The following is a 15,232-nucleotide window of genomic DNA, read 5'->3' as shown; positions in this document are numbered from 1 at the left end:
CCGTGCGTATTTGCTTCTGTTACACAGGTGTACGGGTGTGAGCCTCGTCGCCGAGGCGGTTCCTGCACTCCCCGGTATGGCTTCCGGGGGCGCAGCCGCCCGCTCCACGGCAGGCGAAGCTGTCGCGGAGCCGGGACAGCAGCGCGTTGAGCCGGCCGACGTCCTCGTCGGACCAGTCCTGGAGGTTGTGGGCGAACACCTCGGTGGTCCGCCGGGTCAACTCGTCGAGCTGGGCGTGGCCGCCGGGGGTCAGCCGCAGGATGCGGGACCGCTTGTCCGCCGGGTCCGGGGACCGTTCGATCCAGCCGCGCTCGGCCACATGGGCCACGTGGCGACTGGTCACCGACATGTCCACGGACAGCAGCTCGGCGAGTCGGCTGATGCGCATCTCGCCGTGCCGGTCCAGGAGGGTCAGCACGGCTGCGGACCCCGCCGGGCAGGCGGCGGGCAGCGCGCGGGCCAGCCCTCTCTTGACGGCCCCGACGGCGCTGAGCTGCCGGGCCAGTTCCTCGTAACTACTCCTTGCCGCCACGGGGCCCCCAGCGCGCTCACGACTATGTTGTTGCTTAGGGCAACGATAGAAGCCGTTGGTTGCTACAGGCAAACGAAAACGGCCTTGCAGAAGTAAAGGAACACCAAAGCCTCCGTAGGGCCCGGGTCAAGCCCCTTTCCGGCCCGCCCCGCCGCACGCCGGACGGGGGGCCGGACGCCCCCGGGGGTTGGGCGGGGGGCCCGAGTTCGCTAGGGTCCTGCCCCATGGCACACAACCCCCACGCCCCCCAGCCGGGCCCCGAGGGCAACCACGATCCGGCGGGCAGCACGCAGATGTTCCGCGCCTTCGTCGACGAGGGCGAGCCGCAGCGCCGGCAGCAGCCCGCGGCGACCTCGTCCGGACCGAAGGCCGGGGTGATCGCGGCGGTGATCGCGGTCGTCGTCGTCCTCGGCGCGGTGGCCTGGCTCGCCCTGGGCTGACCACGGACGACAGCGAGACGCGCGGGAGCGCGACCGTACGGATACGGCACGACCGGCAGGCGCACGGAAGCGTGTCCGTGCGAGCGCGTGACCGTACGACTGCACGACCCGGCCGCACGGGGACGGACCGCGGAGCCGCACAGCGACGGCCACCGCTCCGCCCCGGGCGGCCTTCGTGCGTTCCGGCCCGCCGCGTCGGCCCGTTCCCGCACGACGGAGACGTCCTGCACCCCGACGCCCCCCCCCTCGGGCCCGCCCCGGGCGCGTGGGCGGCTCATCGGCCGGGGCGGGCCCCTGGAGTCCTCCGACCGCCCGACACGCGCGTGGGCTCCCCGTCAGGAGCTTCCTGGGCGGCCCCGGGGGCGGAGGATGCGGAGGAGGACGTACCGGTTCCACGACCGCCGACGCCGCGATCGCCGACCCCGCCCTTCGGCCGCCGCGCCCCCGGCGACGTGCCCTGGGCGACGCGCCCGTCTTCCGCTTCGCTTCCGCAGCCGGTCAGCTCAGCAGGGGGCCGCCCGGGCACAGCGAGGCTGCCGAGGCGACCAGGGCGGTGACTCGACGGCCGGTGGAGGCGTGTGCCCGGCCGGGGAGGTCCGGCCCAGGGGGGTCAGGGGCCGGGGAGGTCCGGCCCCGGGGAGGTCCGGGGCCGGATCGCGTCAGTCCGCGATGAGCCCTTCCCTGAGCTGGGCGAGCGTGCGGGTCAGCAACCGGGAGACGTGCATCTGAGAGATGCCGACCTCCTCGCCGATCTGCGACTGCGTCATGTTCGCGAAGAACCGCAGCATGATGATCTGGCGCTCGCGCGGGGCGAGCTTGGCCAGCAGCGGCTTGAGGGACTCGCGGTACTCGACGCCCTCCAGCGCCGCGTCCTCGTAGCCGAGACGGTCCGCGAGCGAGCCCTCGCCGCCGTCGTCCTCGGGGGAGGGGGAGTCGAGCGAGGAGGCGGTGTAGGCGTTGCCGACCGCGAGGCCGTCGACCACGTCCTCCTCGGAGACCCCGAGCGCGCGGGCCAGCTCGGGCACGGTCGGGGAGCGGTCCAGCTTCTGCGCGAGCTCGTCGCTGGCCTTGGTCAGCGCGAGTCGCAGCTCCTGGAGACGGCGGGGCACCCGCACGGACCAGGAGGTGTCGCGGAAGAAGCGTTTGATCTCGCCGACCACGGTGGGCATCGCGAACGTCGGGAACTCGACGCCCCGTTCGCAGTCGAACCGGTCGATCGCCTTGATCAGGCCGATCGTGCCGACCTGGACGATGTCCTCCATCGGTTCGTTGCGGCTGCGGAACCGCGCCGCGGCGTACCGCACCAGCGGGAGGTTCAGTTCGATCAGTGTGTCCCGCACATAGGTCCGCTCCGGACTGTCCGTTCCCTCGGGGCCCGAGGCGGGGCCGAGCGCGGCGAGCCGCAGGAACAGGGAGCGGGACAGCGTACGGGTGTCGATGGCTTCCGGTGAGCTGGTGAGCACGGCGGGTGCCGGCACGCTCTTCGTGAGCGTGAGCACCTTCGAGCTGCCCTGTTCTTCGGACATGCCACCCCCTTGAGGTCGCGGACGGTCGCGGCGGCCGCGACCATCGGAGGAACGCAGCCTCCACCTGAATACCGGAGGCGGGGCTGCGGCAAACGCGCTTCGAGCAGAATGTCACATGTCGGCAACGCGCTGTAGTGACATGTCGACAAGTCAGCGCCGAATCCGCCCTGGAAACAGGGGGTGTGACCCCTATATGCCGTCAGAACTGCTCTCTGGACGGTCTACCCGTTCCGGTTACGCCTCGATCCTGTTTGCGGATCTCAGTCGGGCGAAACTTCTGGCGAGAAGCCTTGACACATGCATCTGGGAGACGCCCAGTTCGGCGCTGATCTGAGACTGGGTCAAGTTGCTGTAGTAGCGCAGGAGGAGGATGCGCTGCTCGCGTTCGGGAAGCTGGACGAGGAGGTGGCGTACGAGGTCGCGGTGTTCGACCCCGGCGAGCGCGGGGTCCTCGTAACCGAGCCGGTCGAGCAGTCCCGGCAGCCCGTCGCCCTCCTGGGCGGCCTCCAGGGAGGTCGCGTGGTACGAGCGTCCGGCCTCGATGCAGGCCAGCACCTCGTCCTCGGAGATCTTCAGCCGCTCGGCGATCTCGGCGGTGGTGGGGGAGCGCCCGTGAGCGGTCGTCAGGTCCTCGGTGGCCCCGGTGACCTGGACCCAGAGCTCGTGCAGGCGGCGGGGCACGTGGACGGTGCGCACGTTGTCGCGAAAGTAGCGTTTGATCTCACCGACGACGGTGGGCATCGCGAAGGTGGGGAACTGCACCCCGCGCTCCGGGTCGAACCGGTCGATGGCGTTGATCAGGCCGATCGTGCCGACCTGGACGACGTCCTCCATGGGCTCGTTGCGGCTGCGGAAGCGGGCCGCGGCGTACCGGACGAGGGGGATGTTCGCCTCGATGAGGGCGGCCCGGACCCGGCGGTGCTCCGGGGTGCCCGGTTCCAGGTTCTTGAGCTGGCCGAAGAGGACCTGGGTGAGCGCTCGGGTGTCGGCGCCCCGGGCCCTGGCGGGCCGGGCGGCGGGGTCGGGCGTCTCGGTCCGGATGTCCTCGGCCGGGGCCGGCGGGACGGCTTGGACGGCCTGGGGAGGCACTTGAGGCGCTGTACTGGCCGGCACGGTGTCGCCACCCCTTTGCGGTCAACTACGGTCAACTCATCCGTCAAAAGCGGTCATAGCATCACAAGACATGTGCAGTATGCGCAAGCACCACATAGTGCCGTGTTGTGGGCATAAGGGTTTAGAACCCCATGAAGGAACCCCCCGCCCGAGGGGCGAGGGGTCGATGGAACCAGTCCGGGAGCCGAGCGGGGGGAACGCGCCCACCGTGGCGGCGAGAGTGGTCAGAAGGGGTAGTCCGCGATCACCCAAGTGGCGAATTCCCGCCACTGCCCGGCGGCGGCCTGGTGGGCCGGGTGCTCGATGTACCGCTTGAGCGCGTCCTCGTCCGCGACGGCGGAGTTGATGGCGTAGTCGTACGCGATCGGCCGGTCGGTGATGTTCCAGGCGCACTCCCAGAACTCCAGCTCCGGAATCCGCCCTTCCAGCTCCCGGAAGGCCCGGTCCCCGGCGACGACCCGCGGATCGTCCCGCTCGACGCCTTCGTTCAGCTTGAAAAGGACCAGGTGGCGGATCATCGTACTTCTCCTACTTCACCAGTTCTGACATGAAGTCACCGACGCTCTGCGCGGCGCTGGAAATGCCTTCGAACCCTATCTGGACCAACTCGGCGGCCCGCTGAGGAGACTGGATGATCGTGTACAGCACGAAGACCACCACTATGTAGATGATGATCGTCTTTGCCTTGGCCACAATCCTGCCTCCCCGTCGGCCCCGCGTGCGATCGGGCGATTGTATCCGCACAGATGGTCGTATCCGGTGGCCGTTTCCGATCACTGATGGGCCTTTTAAGGACCTATGGCCCCGTCACCGAGGTCTTTCGCCGGATCTCGCGCCCCTCCCCGCCCGGCAGTATGGATACCGAGCCCCACGGGACCTGGCAGGACCCGGAGGGCCGGAACGGGGCCTCACTGTGGGGTCGGCCGCCGCGTGATCCCCCCTGACCGCGACGGCTGACCGTAGGCCCTGTTCTCCTCGGGGGAAGCGGCTTGTCCCCCCGACGCCGCTTCCCCCGACTTGATCCGTGGACCGGAGCGCCCGGTCGCCGTACACCTCTGTACGGCGGCCGGGCGCTCTGCTGTCAGGCATGCGGAAGGTGCGGCGGCAGGGCCGGCAGAGGGGAGCCCCGCATGCGCGGGGACGGCCACCTCGACGTCCCCGGCGAGGTCATCGAAACCCTCGGAACACCCCCGCCGGCGCGGGGACCACGGCATCTTCGGTGCCGGCATCGGCGGGAAGGCGGGACCACCCCCGCGTGCGCGGGGACCACCGTTCGTGACCTGCGGGTTTAGGTGGCGGGGTGGCGGTTTTTACTTACTTCTCGAGAAACCGGCATATCTGGTCTTCCGTTATGAAGCGGCCATCTCTGCAGTTCGGTCGGTGTCATTCTGCCCGCTGCCAGTTCGGGTGGCCTGGTTTCGGTGTAAGAGGTGGGGCTCCATGTCCCGTAGGCGTGGTTCTGGGTGTGTGCTGTGGTGTGCCTGCTGTGCCCCGGGTGCGGCAGCGGGCCGTCTGCTGGTCGGAGATCAGACAGGTTTGAGCAGGTGGCGGAGGTTGGCCATGTGGGCTTTGACTGTGGCGATTTCAGCTGGCGTGGGGGCGGTTTCGCTGCCGCCCGTGTGGGTGTGGTGGCAGGGGTGGCAGAGGCCGTCGGGGAGGGCTTCCGGGGGGCCGGGGCGGCCGCATGCCGTGCATTCGATGAGGATGCGGCGGGAGGGCGTGGGGGCTTCGGAGGTCGGTGACATGGCTTCCGCCGTGGGGAGTCGGGGCGGGAGTTTGTCGGTGAGGCGGTGGCGGAGGAGGCCGGTGGGGGAGTCGATCTGGGCGGGGAGTCCTGCGGTGAGGGCGCTGGTCAGGTAGTCGACGCTCACGCCTCGTGCGAGCCACTGCGTTGCCAGGGGTTCGAGAGCGGTGCAGTCGGCGGCGGAGAGGGCGAGGCGGTGGTCGTCGCGGCCCAGGCGGGCTAGGGCGAGGTAGGCGGGGGAGGGGGCGGTGGGTCCAGGGGTGGCGCGGAACGCCACCGGGACTTCGCCGGGGGTGTGCGATGCCGGTGGAGGGGTGACGGCCGGGGCCGGCGGTGTGGAGCCCGGGCCCCGGGCGGGTGTGTCGTGCGTCATCACCCGTGGGGGATGCCCTTGTTCGGTGGCGTGCGGCCCGCGTGTACCGGGTGTCGGCGGCGGAGTGCGTTGCTGCGCTACGGCGGCGGGTCCAGAGGGTTGGCCCCCGGCCGGGTGTTCCGCCTGCGTGGGCGGCGGCGATTGTTCCTCGGCTGCGGCCCACGGGGGCGGGGGCGTGGGTGCGTCGGCCGGGGCGATCGCCTGTACGGCGGTCTCGGTGGCGAGGTAGGTGTTCCACCATTCGTTGTCGCGTGCGGTGCGGGACCAGAACGTGCGGTAGGCCCAGCGGACTTGGTCGCCCGTGCCGACCGGGCACCGTACGCGGCGGAGGTGGCCCGCGACGGAGAGGGCGGACAGGGAGGTGCTGATGGCCTGCTGGCCGTAGAGCGGGAGCTGTTTGGCCAGTTGCTTCACGCTCATCGCCGCGCCCTCGGGGAGATGATCGACGAACCCGGCCACGTACCGCTCGCGGGCGGGCAGCAGAGCGAAGTCGTCGCGGGCGCGGGGTCGTTGGTGCGGGGTCGAACGTTTGCCGTAGCCGGGTTTGGCCATCGGGTAGGCGTGTGGGGCTGCTGGAGCGGGCGGGGCGGAGCTAAGGTGCTGAGTAGCCACGGGATCGGCTTTCTGGGTTAACGATCTTGCGGTGAGACCCCGGCTCGGTGCTTCCAACACTGCGTCGGGGTCGTTTGGTTCTCGCACCGTAGACAGTCGTCACGCTGCGCCGCAAGCCGTCACCATTAGTCATACTTGCTGGCCGTGACGGGGTGGGGAGGACGGGGAGGTTTTCCTCAACCCCCCTTATTTCCCTACCGGTTAAAGAAGGCGCTCGGGTCTCGGAGCTCGTAGTCCGACGTCCGAGTCCCGGGCCCCGAGCTTCGGGCCCGAGGCTCCTCCCCGTGCCCCGAACGAGTGGTCCGCCCACCTCGAAGCTCGGGGCCCGAGCCCCGAGCTTCGGGCGGGGGGGTGACGCCTGCTCTCGCCCAGAGCGACGCGCAGCCGGTCGGGACCGCCTTGTGCCGGCAGTTCGTCGGCCAGATGGTGGGCGGTCGCGAGGACGGGGCGCCCGTGGGCCCGTGGGACGCAGAAACCCCCTCGATCGCGTTTCCGCAGATCGAGGGGGTTTTCAGAAGCGGTAGCGGTGGGATTTGAACCCACGGTGACGGGTTACGCCACACTCGCTTTCGAGGCGAGCTCCTTCGGCCGCTCGGACACGCTACCGAGAGAGAGCTTAGACCATCCCGGGGCGTGGACAGAAATCGGTTCTCCGCGCACCGGCCCCGGGAGGCCGGTGGGTGGTCAGAGGGTGCGGAAGAAGGCCGTCAGCTGGGTGGCGCACTCCGGTTCCAGGACGCCGCCGACAACCTCCGGGCGGTGGTTCAGGCGGCGGTCGCGGACGACGTCCCAGAGGGAGCCGGCCGCACCCGCCTTCTCGTCGCGGGCGCCGTAGACGACCCGGCCCACGCGGGACTGGACCAGCGCGCCGGCGCACATCGTGCAGGGCTCCAGGGTGACCACCAGGGTGCAGCCGGTCAGGCGCCACTCGCCGTGGGCCTCGGCCGCCCGGCGCAGCGCGAGGATCTCGGCGTGGGCGGTCGGGTCGCCGGTGGCCTCACGTTCGTTGTGGGCGGTGGCCAGCTCGGCGCCGTCGGGGCCGAGCACGACGGCGCCGACCGGCACGTCACCGGCCGACGCCGCCCGCGCCGCCTCGGCCAGGGCGCGGCGCATCGGGGCCTGCCAGGGGTCGCGTACGGGGTCGGGCTCCGGTACGTGTACGGGACCCGGGGCGGGCTCGGGTGAGGGGATCGGCGGTCGTGCGGTCACCCGCGGACCCTAACGGACGGGAACGGAAGGCGGCGGGACGCGGCGGCCCGCCGGGGCGGGCTGAAGGGGACGGAGTGGGGGGAGGGGGGTGAGGTCGGGTGGGTGGCTGGGTGGAGTGGGCGGGGAAGGGCGGGGCGGGGTGCGGTGGGTGGGCTCAGGTGTGCGGTGGCGGTCCGGCCGGTCAGCGGACCGCCTCCAGGACCTCCGTCGCCCCCACGGCCTCCGCGATCTCCGCGAGTGCGTCGGTCTGCAGCGTCAGCAGCTCCTTCTCGGACATCCCGAGGTCGGCGAGGACTCCGAGCTCCCCGATCGGCCCCGCCGGTACCGCGTCCTGGTCGGAGGCGTCGTCGTCCTGGTCGGCGGCGGCGACGGAACGGTTCGGTTCGCCGTCCTCCGTGCTGTCGAGGTCGACGAGCTCCTCCAGAGCGGCGATCTCGTCCCCGGCCCCTGGCGGACGGCCGAGCACTTCATCGGTGAGCAGGATCTCCCCGTACGAGGAGCGGGCGGCGGCGGACGCGTCCGACACGTAGATCCGGGGGTCCTCCTCCCCGTCCACGCGGACGACGCCGAACCAGGCGTCCTCCTGCTCGATGTAGATCAGGACCGTGTCCTCGTCCACCGAGGCGTCCCGGGCCAGATCCATCAGATCGGACAGGGTCTCCACATCGTCGAGCTCTGTATCGCTCGCTTCCCACCCGTCTTCGGTGCGCGCGAGCAGTGCGGCGAAGTACACCGTGACTCTCCCACTGGTCATAGGCGAATCGGTCCGACGGGAGGGCGAACGGTGATCCGTCCGTCCTGAGCCCCGCCCAATCGGCATCGTGGCAGAAACAAGCGCCGTGCGAGACCTCTTCGGCCGTTGCGTCGGCCATCAGTTCCAGGAGTGCCTGGTCGGACGTGGCCCTGACGCGCCGATGAGCGGGGAGTACGCCGGTGGTACACGCCGGTCCCACCGGCGGCGTGTGTCCGGATTCACCAGCGGAACGTGCGCATCCGCATCTGCTGCCGCATCCGTGCGGCGCGGGCGCGGCGCGGCTGGACCCGGTCGCGCAGCTGCTTGGCCTCGTGGAGCTCACGCAGGAACTGGGCGCGTCGCCGACGCCGGGCCGCGTCACTCTCCGGGGCGTCCTCGATGTCGCCCACGGCACCCCGTGCGGCCGCCGCGCCCGCCGTGCCCGACGAGTCGGCCGTGCCCGCCGCACCGGTCGCCGTCGTCGTGCCCGTCGCCCCCTTCGCGCCCTCGACGTCGCGCTCCTCGCGCGGCGCACGCGGGGCCGGGTTGCGGCGCAGTTCACCGTCAGCCATCGACACACCACCCCAGTGCTGGGTCCGTATGCCCCCACCTTCCCCCCGAACAGGTGGTTGATGCCAGCGCAGGGGGCCGGGCGGCGCGGTTACTGTTGACGCATGCGGATCCACGTTGTCGACCACCCGCTGGTGGCGCACAAACTCACCACGCTGCGCGACAAGCGCACCGATTCCCCGACCTTCCGGCGGCTCGCCGACGAGCTGGTCACCCTGCTCGCCTACGAGGCCACCAGGGATGTGCGCACCGAGCAGGTCGACATCGAGACCCCGGTGACGCCCACGACCGGGGTGAAGCTCTCGCACCCCCGGCCGCTGGTCGTCCCGATCCTGCGGGCCGGTCTCGGCATGCTGGACGGCATGGTGCGGCTGCTGCCCACCGCCGAAGTGGGCTTCCTCGGCATGATCCGCAACGAGGAGACCCTCCAGGCGGAGACGTACGCGACCCGGATGCCGGAGGACCTCTCCGGCCGCCAGGTCTACGTCCTGGACCCGATGCTGGCCACCGGCGGAACCCTCGTCGCGGCCATCCAGGAGCTGATCAAGCGCGGCGCCGACGACGTCACCGCCGTCGTCCTGCTCGCCGCGCCCGAAGGCGTCGAGGTGATGGAGCGCGAGCTGGCCGGAACCCCGGTCACCGTGGTCACCGCCTCCGTGGACGAGCGGCTCAACGAGCACGGCTACATCGTGCCGGGCCTGGGCGACGCGGGCGACCGGATGTACGGCACCGCGGAGTAGGGCCCTCCCCCACGATTTCGCGTCCTGCCCCGGTCCGTACGAAACCGTACGGGCCGGGGCAGGACGTTTTCGCGTACGGCCTACGGCGCCCGGGCGGGACGCCGTCACGGGGCGGGCGTCAGCAGGACGGGGACGGGGCCGGGGCCGGCTTCGTCAGGGCCGCCACCGCCGCCGTGGCCTGCTGCGGGGTGGTGAACGCCTTGAACTTCGTCCCGAGGATCAGGTCGACCTCGGCCGTCTTCCTCGTGTCGGTCTTCTCCACCGCGCCCGTCAGCTGGGCGCCGAGCACGGTGAAGTTGCCGTTCTTCGCGGCGGGTGCGCCGAGCAGCACGCCCGTACCCGGCACCTTCTTGTCGTACTCCTTCGACGCGTTCCCCACCTCGCCGATGGTGAAGCCGCGCTTCTTGAGCTCCGCGGCGGCGTCCTTGGCCAGCCCGCTGCGCGTCGTCGCGTTGTAGACGTTGACCTTGATCGAGGCCGGCTTCGGCAGCGCCTTGGCGGGGGCCGCCGACGGCTTCGCGGTGGGGCAGTCCCGCTTGTGGTCGGCCGCCGCGGCGCCCTTGTCGCCGCCGGTGGTGAAGACGTCGATGAGCTGCAGAGTGCCCCAGCCGGCCAGGCCGAGGGCGGCGACGGCGCCGATGCCCGCGAGGACCAGCCTGCGGCGGTTCCGGGGGCGACGCATACGGGGGTAGGCATCACCCGTGATGCGGTACTTTCCGCCCATGCCGGGGGGAGTGAGCATGCTCATGGAAGCAGCGTAATGCGCGCGGTGATGTTGCGTACTAAATGATCAACGTAGGGCACCCGGACGGGGAGGAAAGCACCCGAAAGGCCCGAATTGGCGACTCGGCCGGGGGGCGGGGTTCCGGCGGGGGCGGGAGGCGCGGACGGGGGACGCGTGAGAGGTGCGCAGCGGGGGCGTCTCCCGTGGCCGGGCGGAGCGCGCCGCGCGGGCCGGGCGGGTGTCAGCCCAGCTCGAGGACGCGGGCGTGCAGCACCTGGCGCTGCTGGAGCGCGGCGCGGACCGCCCGGTGCAGCCCGTCCTCCAGGTAGAGGTCGCCCTGCCACTTCACGACGTGCGCGAACAGGTCGCCGTAGAACGTGGAGTCCTCGGCGAGGAGGGTCTCCAGGTCGAGCTGGCCCTTGGTGGTCACGAGCTGGTCCAGGCGAACCGGACGCGGCGCGACATCCGCCCACTGTCGGGTGCTTTCCCGGCCGTGGTCGGGGTATGGCTTCCCATTTCCGATGCGCTTGAAGATCACACGGAAAGCCTACCGGGCAAGGACCACCGGGCGCAGCCGGGGAAGCACACCACGGTGGCGGAGCAAAGGGCGTATAGCGCCGATAGGGCGGGATAACGGTGGCGCCGTGGGGGCCGGGGTCCGGGGTGCGTCCTTCCCGAGCAGGGGCCGGGGTCCGGGGTGCGCCCTTCCCGAGCAGGGGACGGGCCCTGCCAGGGCGGGTAACGGGACCGCTCCGAGCGGGCGGTGGGCCCCCTGCCCGGGCCGACGGCGGGCCCGCCCGGGCAGGGGGTGGGCCCGCCCGGGCAGGGGGGCCCGCCCGGGCAGGGGCCGGTACGGAACGCGGGGAGGGGGCCGTTGCTCCTACTCCGTGTCGCGGCCGTGGCCCTCGCGCAGGCCGCCGCCGCTGCCACCGCTGCCGGGCGTTCCGGAGCCGGTGTCGGGGGTGACCGGGCGGGTCAGGGAGCGCAGGTCGTGGGCGTACGTCCCGACGGCGTTGGCGATCACGTCGATGTTGGTGTCGAAGTGACGCATGTCGATGTTGTCCAGGTCGTCACAGGCCGCGTGGTAGCAGGGGTCGTACGCGATCCCCGCCTCGCCGCCGAACACCTTCGCCTGGGCTTCCGTCTTGATGCCCTCGGCCCCCGTGTCCGTACCGCCCGAGGGGATGCCGACCTCGATGAACGGCCCGTAGTCCGAGCGGCCGGTGAAGTCCGTGCCCGCGTGCGGCTTGCCCTTGCCGTCGAGGAACTCGTTGATGTCCCGCTCCAGCTGGGCCGAGCCCTCCGGCCCGGCGCCCTCGCCGACCTGGTCGGAGTCGTCGCCGTCGAAGACGAACTGGACGCCGTTGGGCGAGGCGATCATGTCGAAGTTCAGGTAGAGCGCGATCTGCTCGCGCTGCTTGTCGGAGAGGGCCGCGACGTACTTCTCCGAGCCGATCAGACCGTTCTCCTCGGCCGACCACCAGGCGAACCGCACCTTGTTGGCGGGGTCGCCCTTCGACTTCGCCAGCTTCAGGGCGACGTCGAGCAGACCGGCCGAGCCCGAGCCGTTGTCGTTGATGCCGGGGCCCTCGGTCACCGAGTCGAGGTGCGCGCCGAGCATCACGGTCCGCGCCGGGTCGCCGCCGGGGGTCTCCGCGATGACGTTGCGGGTGGGGCGGTCCTCCTGGAGCTCGCGGATCTCGAAGGAGACCGTGACCTCGCCGGCCGCGACGTCCTGGGCGAGCTTCTCGCCCTCCTCCTGGGAGAGTCCACCGGTCGGGATCTTCCCGGCGGCGACCTCGCCGAGCGTTCCGGACAGCACGCCCTCGACGTTGTTGTAGACGATCGCGCCGACCGCGCCCGCCTCGGCGGCGGCCGCCTGCTTCTCGGCGAAGGAGCAGCCGCCGCGCCTGATCAGCGCGACCTTCCCCGTGAAGTCCGCGGCGGCGTAGTCGGACGCCTCGCAGCCCGTCGTGGCGTCGACGGGCACCGCGGCGAGCGCCGCCGTCAGACCGCCCTCCTCCGTCGACGGCGTGTACGTCATGGCCTTGATCGTCACGTCGCGGGGCGTCGGCGTCACCACGGCGAGCTTTTCGGCCAGCGTCTCCGTGTAGGTGAAGCGGAAGTTCTCGTACGAGACCTTGTAACCGGCCCGCTGGAGCTGGCGGTAGACGTACGCGGCCGAGGCGTCGTGGCCCAGCGATCCGGCGGCGCGGTGGCCGTCGGCGGAGTCGGCGATCGCCTGGAACTGCTGGAGGTGGCGGTACGCGTCCTGGGCCGACGCGCTCTTCACCAGCTTCCGCGACAGCTTGGCCGCTTCCTTGCCGGGGTCGTGAGCGGCGGGGCGTCCGGGGTTGGGGGACGCGGCCAGCAGGAGCGGCGTGGCCAGGGCGGTGGCGGCCACGACGGCCATGGCTCTGCGACGTATGGCGTGCACAGGAGTCCTTCCGGTCTGAACGGCTGGAGCCCGAGCCGCCGGTGTTCCGAGCGGATCGGTGGGGAACGGCTGAACGAATGTGCTGGGAAAGCTAGCGAGTGACGTCCCGCCTGGGAACAGGTGTGGCCGGATTTCGTCGGTGGGGCGGTGGTGGCGTCCTGATTCGGACCATGTTCACGTCACTTTTCGGACGTCGGCCCGTCGTTCTCCTTCACCGGCCCCCGTACTCCGGCCGTCGCCGTGGCCGGGGCCGTCACTGTCGCCGTCGCCGTTGCCGTCTTCGTCGCCTTGGCCGTCGTTCCGGCCGCCGCCTCGGCCTCCTGCTCGTACGCCCGTTCCCTGTCCTTGCCCGCCTCCTCGCTGCTGTCGCTGCCGCTGTCGCTCGGGGTCATGCCGCCGATCATCGCGAGCACGACGGGCGACGGCGACCGGTACTGCGCTGATGGCCTCTCCGGGACGGCCGAAGGGAGTAGAGGAGGCGCGGCACCGGCTGCGGGGCCCTCACCGGCCCGCCTCGTCCGCGCGCATCCGTAGATAGCGGGCCTCGGGCTCGCTGAGGGTGGCGTCGGCGGCGGCGCGGTAGGCGGTACGGGCGGCAGTCGCGTCCCCGGCCCGCTCCAGGAGGTGGGCGCGTACGGCGTCGAACCGGTAATGCCGTCCCGCCGCCTCCGCCAAGGCGTCCACCTCCGCCAGTCCGGCGCGCGGCCCGTGCACCATGGCCACGGCGACCGCCCGGCTCAGGGCGGCGGCGGGGTCGGGGGTGCGCCGCACGAGGAGGTCGTACAGGGCGAGGATCTGCGGCCAGTCGGTGTCCTCGGGCCGCTCCGCCTCGTCGTGCAGGGCGGCGATCGCGGCCTGGAGCTGGTAGTCCCCGGCCGGGCCCCGGGCGAGCGCCTCCTCGGCCAGGGCGGTGCCCTCCGCGATGGCCGTACGGTCCCAGAGGGCGCGGTCCTGTTCGTCGAGCGGGATCAACTCGCCGCCCGGCCCGGTGCGCGCCGGGGTGCGCGCCTCGGTGAGGACCATGAGCGCCAGCAGCCCGGTCACGCGCCCGTCGTGGGGCAGCAGTCGTCGGACGGCCCGGGTCAGCCGGATCGCCTCCCGCGCCAGGTCCGTGCGGTGGAGGTCGGGACCGGCGGTGGCGGTGTACCCCTCGTTGAAGATCAGGTAGAGGACCTGGAGCACGGCCCCGAGCCGCTGGTCGAGCTCCTGGGCGTCCGGCCGCAGGAACCGCGTACCGCGCACCACCCGTTTGGCCCGGCTGATCCGCTGCGCCATCGTCGCCTCCGGCACCAGGTGGGCGCGGGCGATCTCCGCCGTGGTGAGTCCCCCGACCGCCCGGAGGGTGAGGGCGATCTGGGCGGCGGGGGAGAGCGCGGGGTGGCAGCAGAGGAAGAGGAGGGTGAGCGTGTCGTCCTCGGCGGGGGCCCGGCTCCCCCCGGCGGCCCCTTCGCCGGGGGGCGGGGAGACGAACGCGTCCGCCGGGGTGAGCGCCGCCGCCGTCTCCTCACGTCTGCGCCGGGCCTCGTCGCTGCGGAGCCGGTCGGTCAGGCGGCGGGAGGCGACCCGGATCAGCCAGCCGCGCGGGTTGTCGGGCACCCCGTCCCGGGGCCACTGCTCGGCGGCCGCGATCAGGGCCTCCTGGACGGAGTCCTCGGCCGGGTCGAAGTGCCCGTACCGGCGGACGAGCGCACCGAGGACCTGCGGCGCGTGGCGGCGCACCAGAGCCTCGATGACGTCGTCCGCCGCCTGGTCCATGCGTCTCCCCGGGTCTCGCCGAAGCATGCGCCGCCGACTGCCGCCGCCCGGTCCGCCGTCTGCCGCCGGTGCCGGTCTGCCCCGAACCTGGAGGCCGGCCGGTCCCGGCCCCGGGCCCGTACCAGTCGACCACCCGGTACGGCCGAGCGCCACACGCCGAAGGGCCCCGGAGGCCCGGCCGGCCTCCAGGGATCGGGCCCCGGTGCCCTGGTCGCCCTAGTCGTCGATCCCGCCGTCGATGGGCCGGATGAGGACCGGGTACTCGGGCGCCCCGGCCGGTTGCGGACAGCGCGCCACACGGGCCGCGATCTCGGTCACCCGCTCCAGGCTCTCGCAGTCGAGCACCCAGAATCCGGCGAGCAGCTCCTTCGTCTCGCTGTACGGCCCGTCCGAGACGACCGGGCGGCCCTCGGCGTCGAGGCTGACGGCCCGGCCCGCAGCCGGCTCCTTCAGCCCGTAGCCGGTGACCAGTTCGCCCGACTCGGCGAGGTCGTCGTTGATGCCGCCCATATGGGCGAACATCTCCTGCACGGCCTTTTCGTCCCAGGCCGGGCTGTCGGCGCTCCCCCTGCCGGACTGCGCGTCGTAGTCCGCCTGGCTGCCCTGGACCATCACCAGATACCTCATGACCGTCGCCTCCGTGATCCGCTCGTGCGTTCCTCGTTCTTCTTCCTCCTGCACAGGGGACGTCGGGGCCGACGCGGCGTTCTCGACACCACGCGCG

Annotated in this window: 17 protein-coding genes and 1 tRNA gene; 2 read left to right on the top strand and 16 right to left on the bottom strand. The window is 71.9% G+C overall.

Translation table 11 applies throughout. The features are described from left to right. Nucleotides 1-19: 19 nt before the first annotated feature. A complete protein-coding gene (locus tag ACH4K1_RS29265) occupies nt 20-532 on the bottom strand; it encodes a MarR family winged helix-turn-helix transcriptional regulator (protein ID WP_398092558.1) in 513 nt (170 codons plus the stop codon). Between the two features lie 224 nt (nt 533-756). On the opposite strand from ACH4K1_RS29265, the gene ACH4K1_RS29260 reads away from it, so the two are divergent. Next, entirely contained in the window at nt 757-972 is a 216-nt protein-coding gene (locus ACH4K1_RS29260) for a hypothetical protein (protein WP_030579032.1), read from the top strand. Between the two features lie 659 nt (nt 973-1,631). Here ACH4K1_RS29260 and ACH4K1_RS29255 read toward each other — a convergent pair. The 9 genes from ACH4K1_RS29255 to ACH4K1_RS29215 form a co-directional block, all read right to left on the bottom strand. After that, nucleotides 1,632-2,498: an RNA polymerase sigma factor SigF gene (locus ACH4K1_RS29255; RefSeq protein ID WP_228991770.1), complete on the bottom strand. Its 867-nt coding sequence runs from the start codon at nt 2,496-2,498 to the stop codon at nt 1,632-1,634. A 234-nt stretch (nt 2,499-2,732) separates the two neighbouring features. Next, a complete protein-coding gene (locus tag ACH4K1_RS29250; protein WP_398092557.1) occupies nt 2,733-3,611 on the bottom strand; it encodes an RNA polymerase sigma factor SigF in 879 nt (292 codons plus the stop codon). 224 nt (nt 3,612-3,835) lie between these two features. Next, nucleotides 3,836-4,129 (bottom strand): Dabb family protein, encoded by a 294-nt coding sequence (locus ACH4K1_RS29245; protein WP_145798421.1) that lies wholly within the window; start codon nt 4,127-4,129, stop codon nt 3,836-3,838. Between the two features lie 10 nt (nt 4,130-4,139). Further along, nucleotides 4,140-4,304 (bottom strand): hypothetical protein, encoded by a 165-nt coding sequence (locus ACH4K1_RS29240; protein ID WP_199876420.1) that lies wholly within the window; start codon nt 4,302-4,304, stop codon nt 4,140-4,142. An 833-nt stretch (nt 4,305-5,137) separates the two neighbouring features. Then, nucleotides 5,138-6,280 carry a MarR family transcriptional regulator gene (locus ACH4K1_RS29235; RefSeq protein ID WP_398092556.1) on the bottom strand — a complete coding sequence of 381 codons (1,143 nt, stop codon included), beginning with the start codon at nt 6,278-6,280 and terminating at the stop codon, nt 5,138-5,140. A gap of 578 nt (nt 6,281-6,858) precedes the next feature. Then, nucleotides 6,859-6,946 (bottom strand) — tRNA-Ser (locus tag ACH4K1_RS29230). 78 nt (nt 6,947-7,024) lie between these two features. After that, the gene (tadA, locus tag ACH4K1_RS29225) at nt 7,025-7,453 is read right to left on the bottom strand and encodes a tRNA adenosine(34) deaminase TadA (protein ID WP_398092586.1); all 429 of its coding nucleotides are present in this window, start codon (nt 7,451-7,453) and stop codon (nt 7,025-7,027) included. Between the two features lie 277 nt (nt 7,454-7,730). Further along, nucleotides 7,731-8,282 carry a hypothetical protein gene (locus ACH4K1_RS29220; RefSeq protein WP_398092585.1) on the bottom strand — a complete coding sequence of 184 codons (552 nt, stop codon included), beginning with the start codon at nt 8,280-8,282 and terminating at the stop codon, nt 7,731-7,733. Between the two features lie 239 nt (nt 8,283-8,521). Further along, nucleotides 8,522-8,860 (bottom strand): hypothetical protein, encoded by a 339-nt coding sequence (locus ACH4K1_RS29215; RefSeq protein ID WP_398092555.1) that lies wholly within the window; start codon nt 8,858-8,860, stop codon nt 8,522-8,524. Between the two features lie 96 nt (nt 8,861-8,956). Between ACH4K1_RS29215 and upp the strand changes: the two genes are divergently transcribed. Continuing rightward, nucleotides 8,957-9,592, top strand: a complete 636-nt coding sequence (gene upp, locus ACH4K1_RS29210; protein WP_010063062.1) for a uracil phosphoribosyltransferase — start codon at nt 8,957-8,959, stop codon at nt 9,590-9,592. Between the two features lie 118 nt (nt 9,593-9,710). Here the strand turns inward: upp and ACH4K1_RS29205 are convergent, their stop codons facing one another. The 6 genes from ACH4K1_RS29205 to ACH4K1_RS29180 form a co-directional block, all read right to left on the bottom strand. Further along, nucleotides 9,711-10,316, bottom strand: coding sequence for a LytR C-terminal domain-containing protein (locus ACH4K1_RS29205; RefSeq protein ID WP_398092584.1), 606 nt, complete (start codon nt 10,314-10,316; stop codon nt 9,711-9,713). Nucleotides 10,317-10,557: 241 nt separating this feature from the next. Further along, nucleotides 10,558-10,854: a type II toxin-antitoxin system VapB family antitoxin gene (locus ACH4K1_RS29200; protein WP_018101777.1), complete on the bottom strand. Its 297-nt coding sequence runs from the start codon at nt 10,852-10,854 to the stop codon at nt 10,558-10,560. Nucleotides 10,855-11,196: 342 nt separating this feature from the next. Further along, entirely contained in the window at nt 11,197-12,729 is a 1,533-nt protein-coding gene (locus ACH4K1_RS29195) for a M28 family metallopeptidase (protein ID WP_398092583.1), read from the bottom strand. Nucleotides 12,730-12,932: 203 nt separating this feature from the next. After that, entirely contained in the window at nt 12,933-13,145 is a 213-nt protein-coding gene (locus ACH4K1_RS29190) for a hypothetical protein (protein WP_398092554.1), read from the bottom strand. Between the two features lie 109 nt (nt 13,146-13,254). Beyond that, nucleotides 13,255-14,508: an RNA polymerase sigma factor gene (locus ACH4K1_RS29185; protein WP_398092553.1), complete on the bottom strand. Its 1,254-nt coding sequence runs from the start codon at nt 14,506-14,508 to the stop codon at nt 13,255-13,257. A gap of 216 nt (nt 14,509-14,724) precedes the next feature. After that, nucleotides 14,725-15,135, bottom strand: a complete 411-nt coding sequence (locus tag ACH4K1_RS29180) for a YciI family protein (protein WP_398092552.1) — start codon at nt 15,133-15,135, stop codon at nt 14,725-14,727. Nucleotides 15,136-15,232 lie beyond the last annotated feature (97 nt).

The sequence above is a fragment of the Streptomyces sp. NPDC017448 genome (assembly GCF_044330565.1).
Taxonomy (GTDB): domain Bacteria; phylum Actinomycetota; class Actinomycetes; order Streptomycetales; family Streptomycetaceae; genus Streptomyces.
This window is presented reverse-complemented; position numbering and strand designations above follow the sequence as displayed.

What these genes read in the sequence shown, in the direction of transcription:
- ACH4K1_RS29205 (WP_398092584.1), bottom strand. Translation starts at nt 10,316, where the DNA reads ATGGGCGGAAAGTACCGCATCACGGGTGATGCCTACCCCCGTATGCGT.
- upp (WP_010063062.1), top strand. Translation starts at nt 8,957, where the DNA reads ATGCGGATCCACGTTGTCGACCACCCGCTGGTGGCGCACAAACTCACC.
- ACH4K1_RS29255 (WP_228991770.1), bottom strand. Translation starts at nt 2,498, where the DNA reads ATGTCCGAAGAACAGGGCAGCTCGAAGGTGCTCACGCTCACGAAGAGC.
- ACH4K1_RS29260 (WP_030579032.1), top strand. Translation starts at nt 757, where the DNA reads ATGGCACACAACCCCCACGCCCCCCAGCCGGGCCCCGAGGGCAACCAC.
- ACH4K1_RS29235 (WP_398092556.1), bottom strand. Translation starts at nt 6,280, where the DNA reads ATGGCCAAACCCGGCTACGGCAAACGTTCGACCCCGCACCAACGACCC.
- ACH4K1_RS29190 (WP_398092554.1), bottom strand. Translation starts at nt 13,145, where the DNA reads ATGACCCCGAGCGACAGCGGCAGCGACAGCAGCGAGGAGGCGGGCAAG.
- ACH4K1_RS29245 (WP_145798421.1), bottom strand. Translation starts at nt 4,129, where the DNA reads ATGATCCGCCACCTGGTCCTTTTCAAGCTGAACGAAGGCGTCGAGCGG.
- ACH4K1_RS29195 (WP_398092583.1), bottom strand. Translation starts at nt 12,729, where the DNA reads ATGGCCGTCGTGGCCGCCACCGCCCTGGCCACGCCGCTCCTGCTGGCC.
- ACH4K1_RS29180 (WP_398092552.1), bottom strand. Translation starts at nt 15,135, where the DNA reads ATGAGGTATCTGGTGATGGTCCAGGGCAGCCAGGCGGACTACGACGCG.
- ACH4K1_RS29185 (WP_398092553.1), bottom strand. Translation starts at nt 14,508, where the DNA reads ATGGACCAGGCGGCGGACGACGTCATCGAGGCTCTGGTGCGCCGCCAC.
- tadA (WP_398092586.1), bottom strand. Translation starts at nt 7,453, where the DNA reads ATGCGCCGCGCCCTGGCCGAGGCGGCGCGGGCGGCGTCGGCCGGTGAC.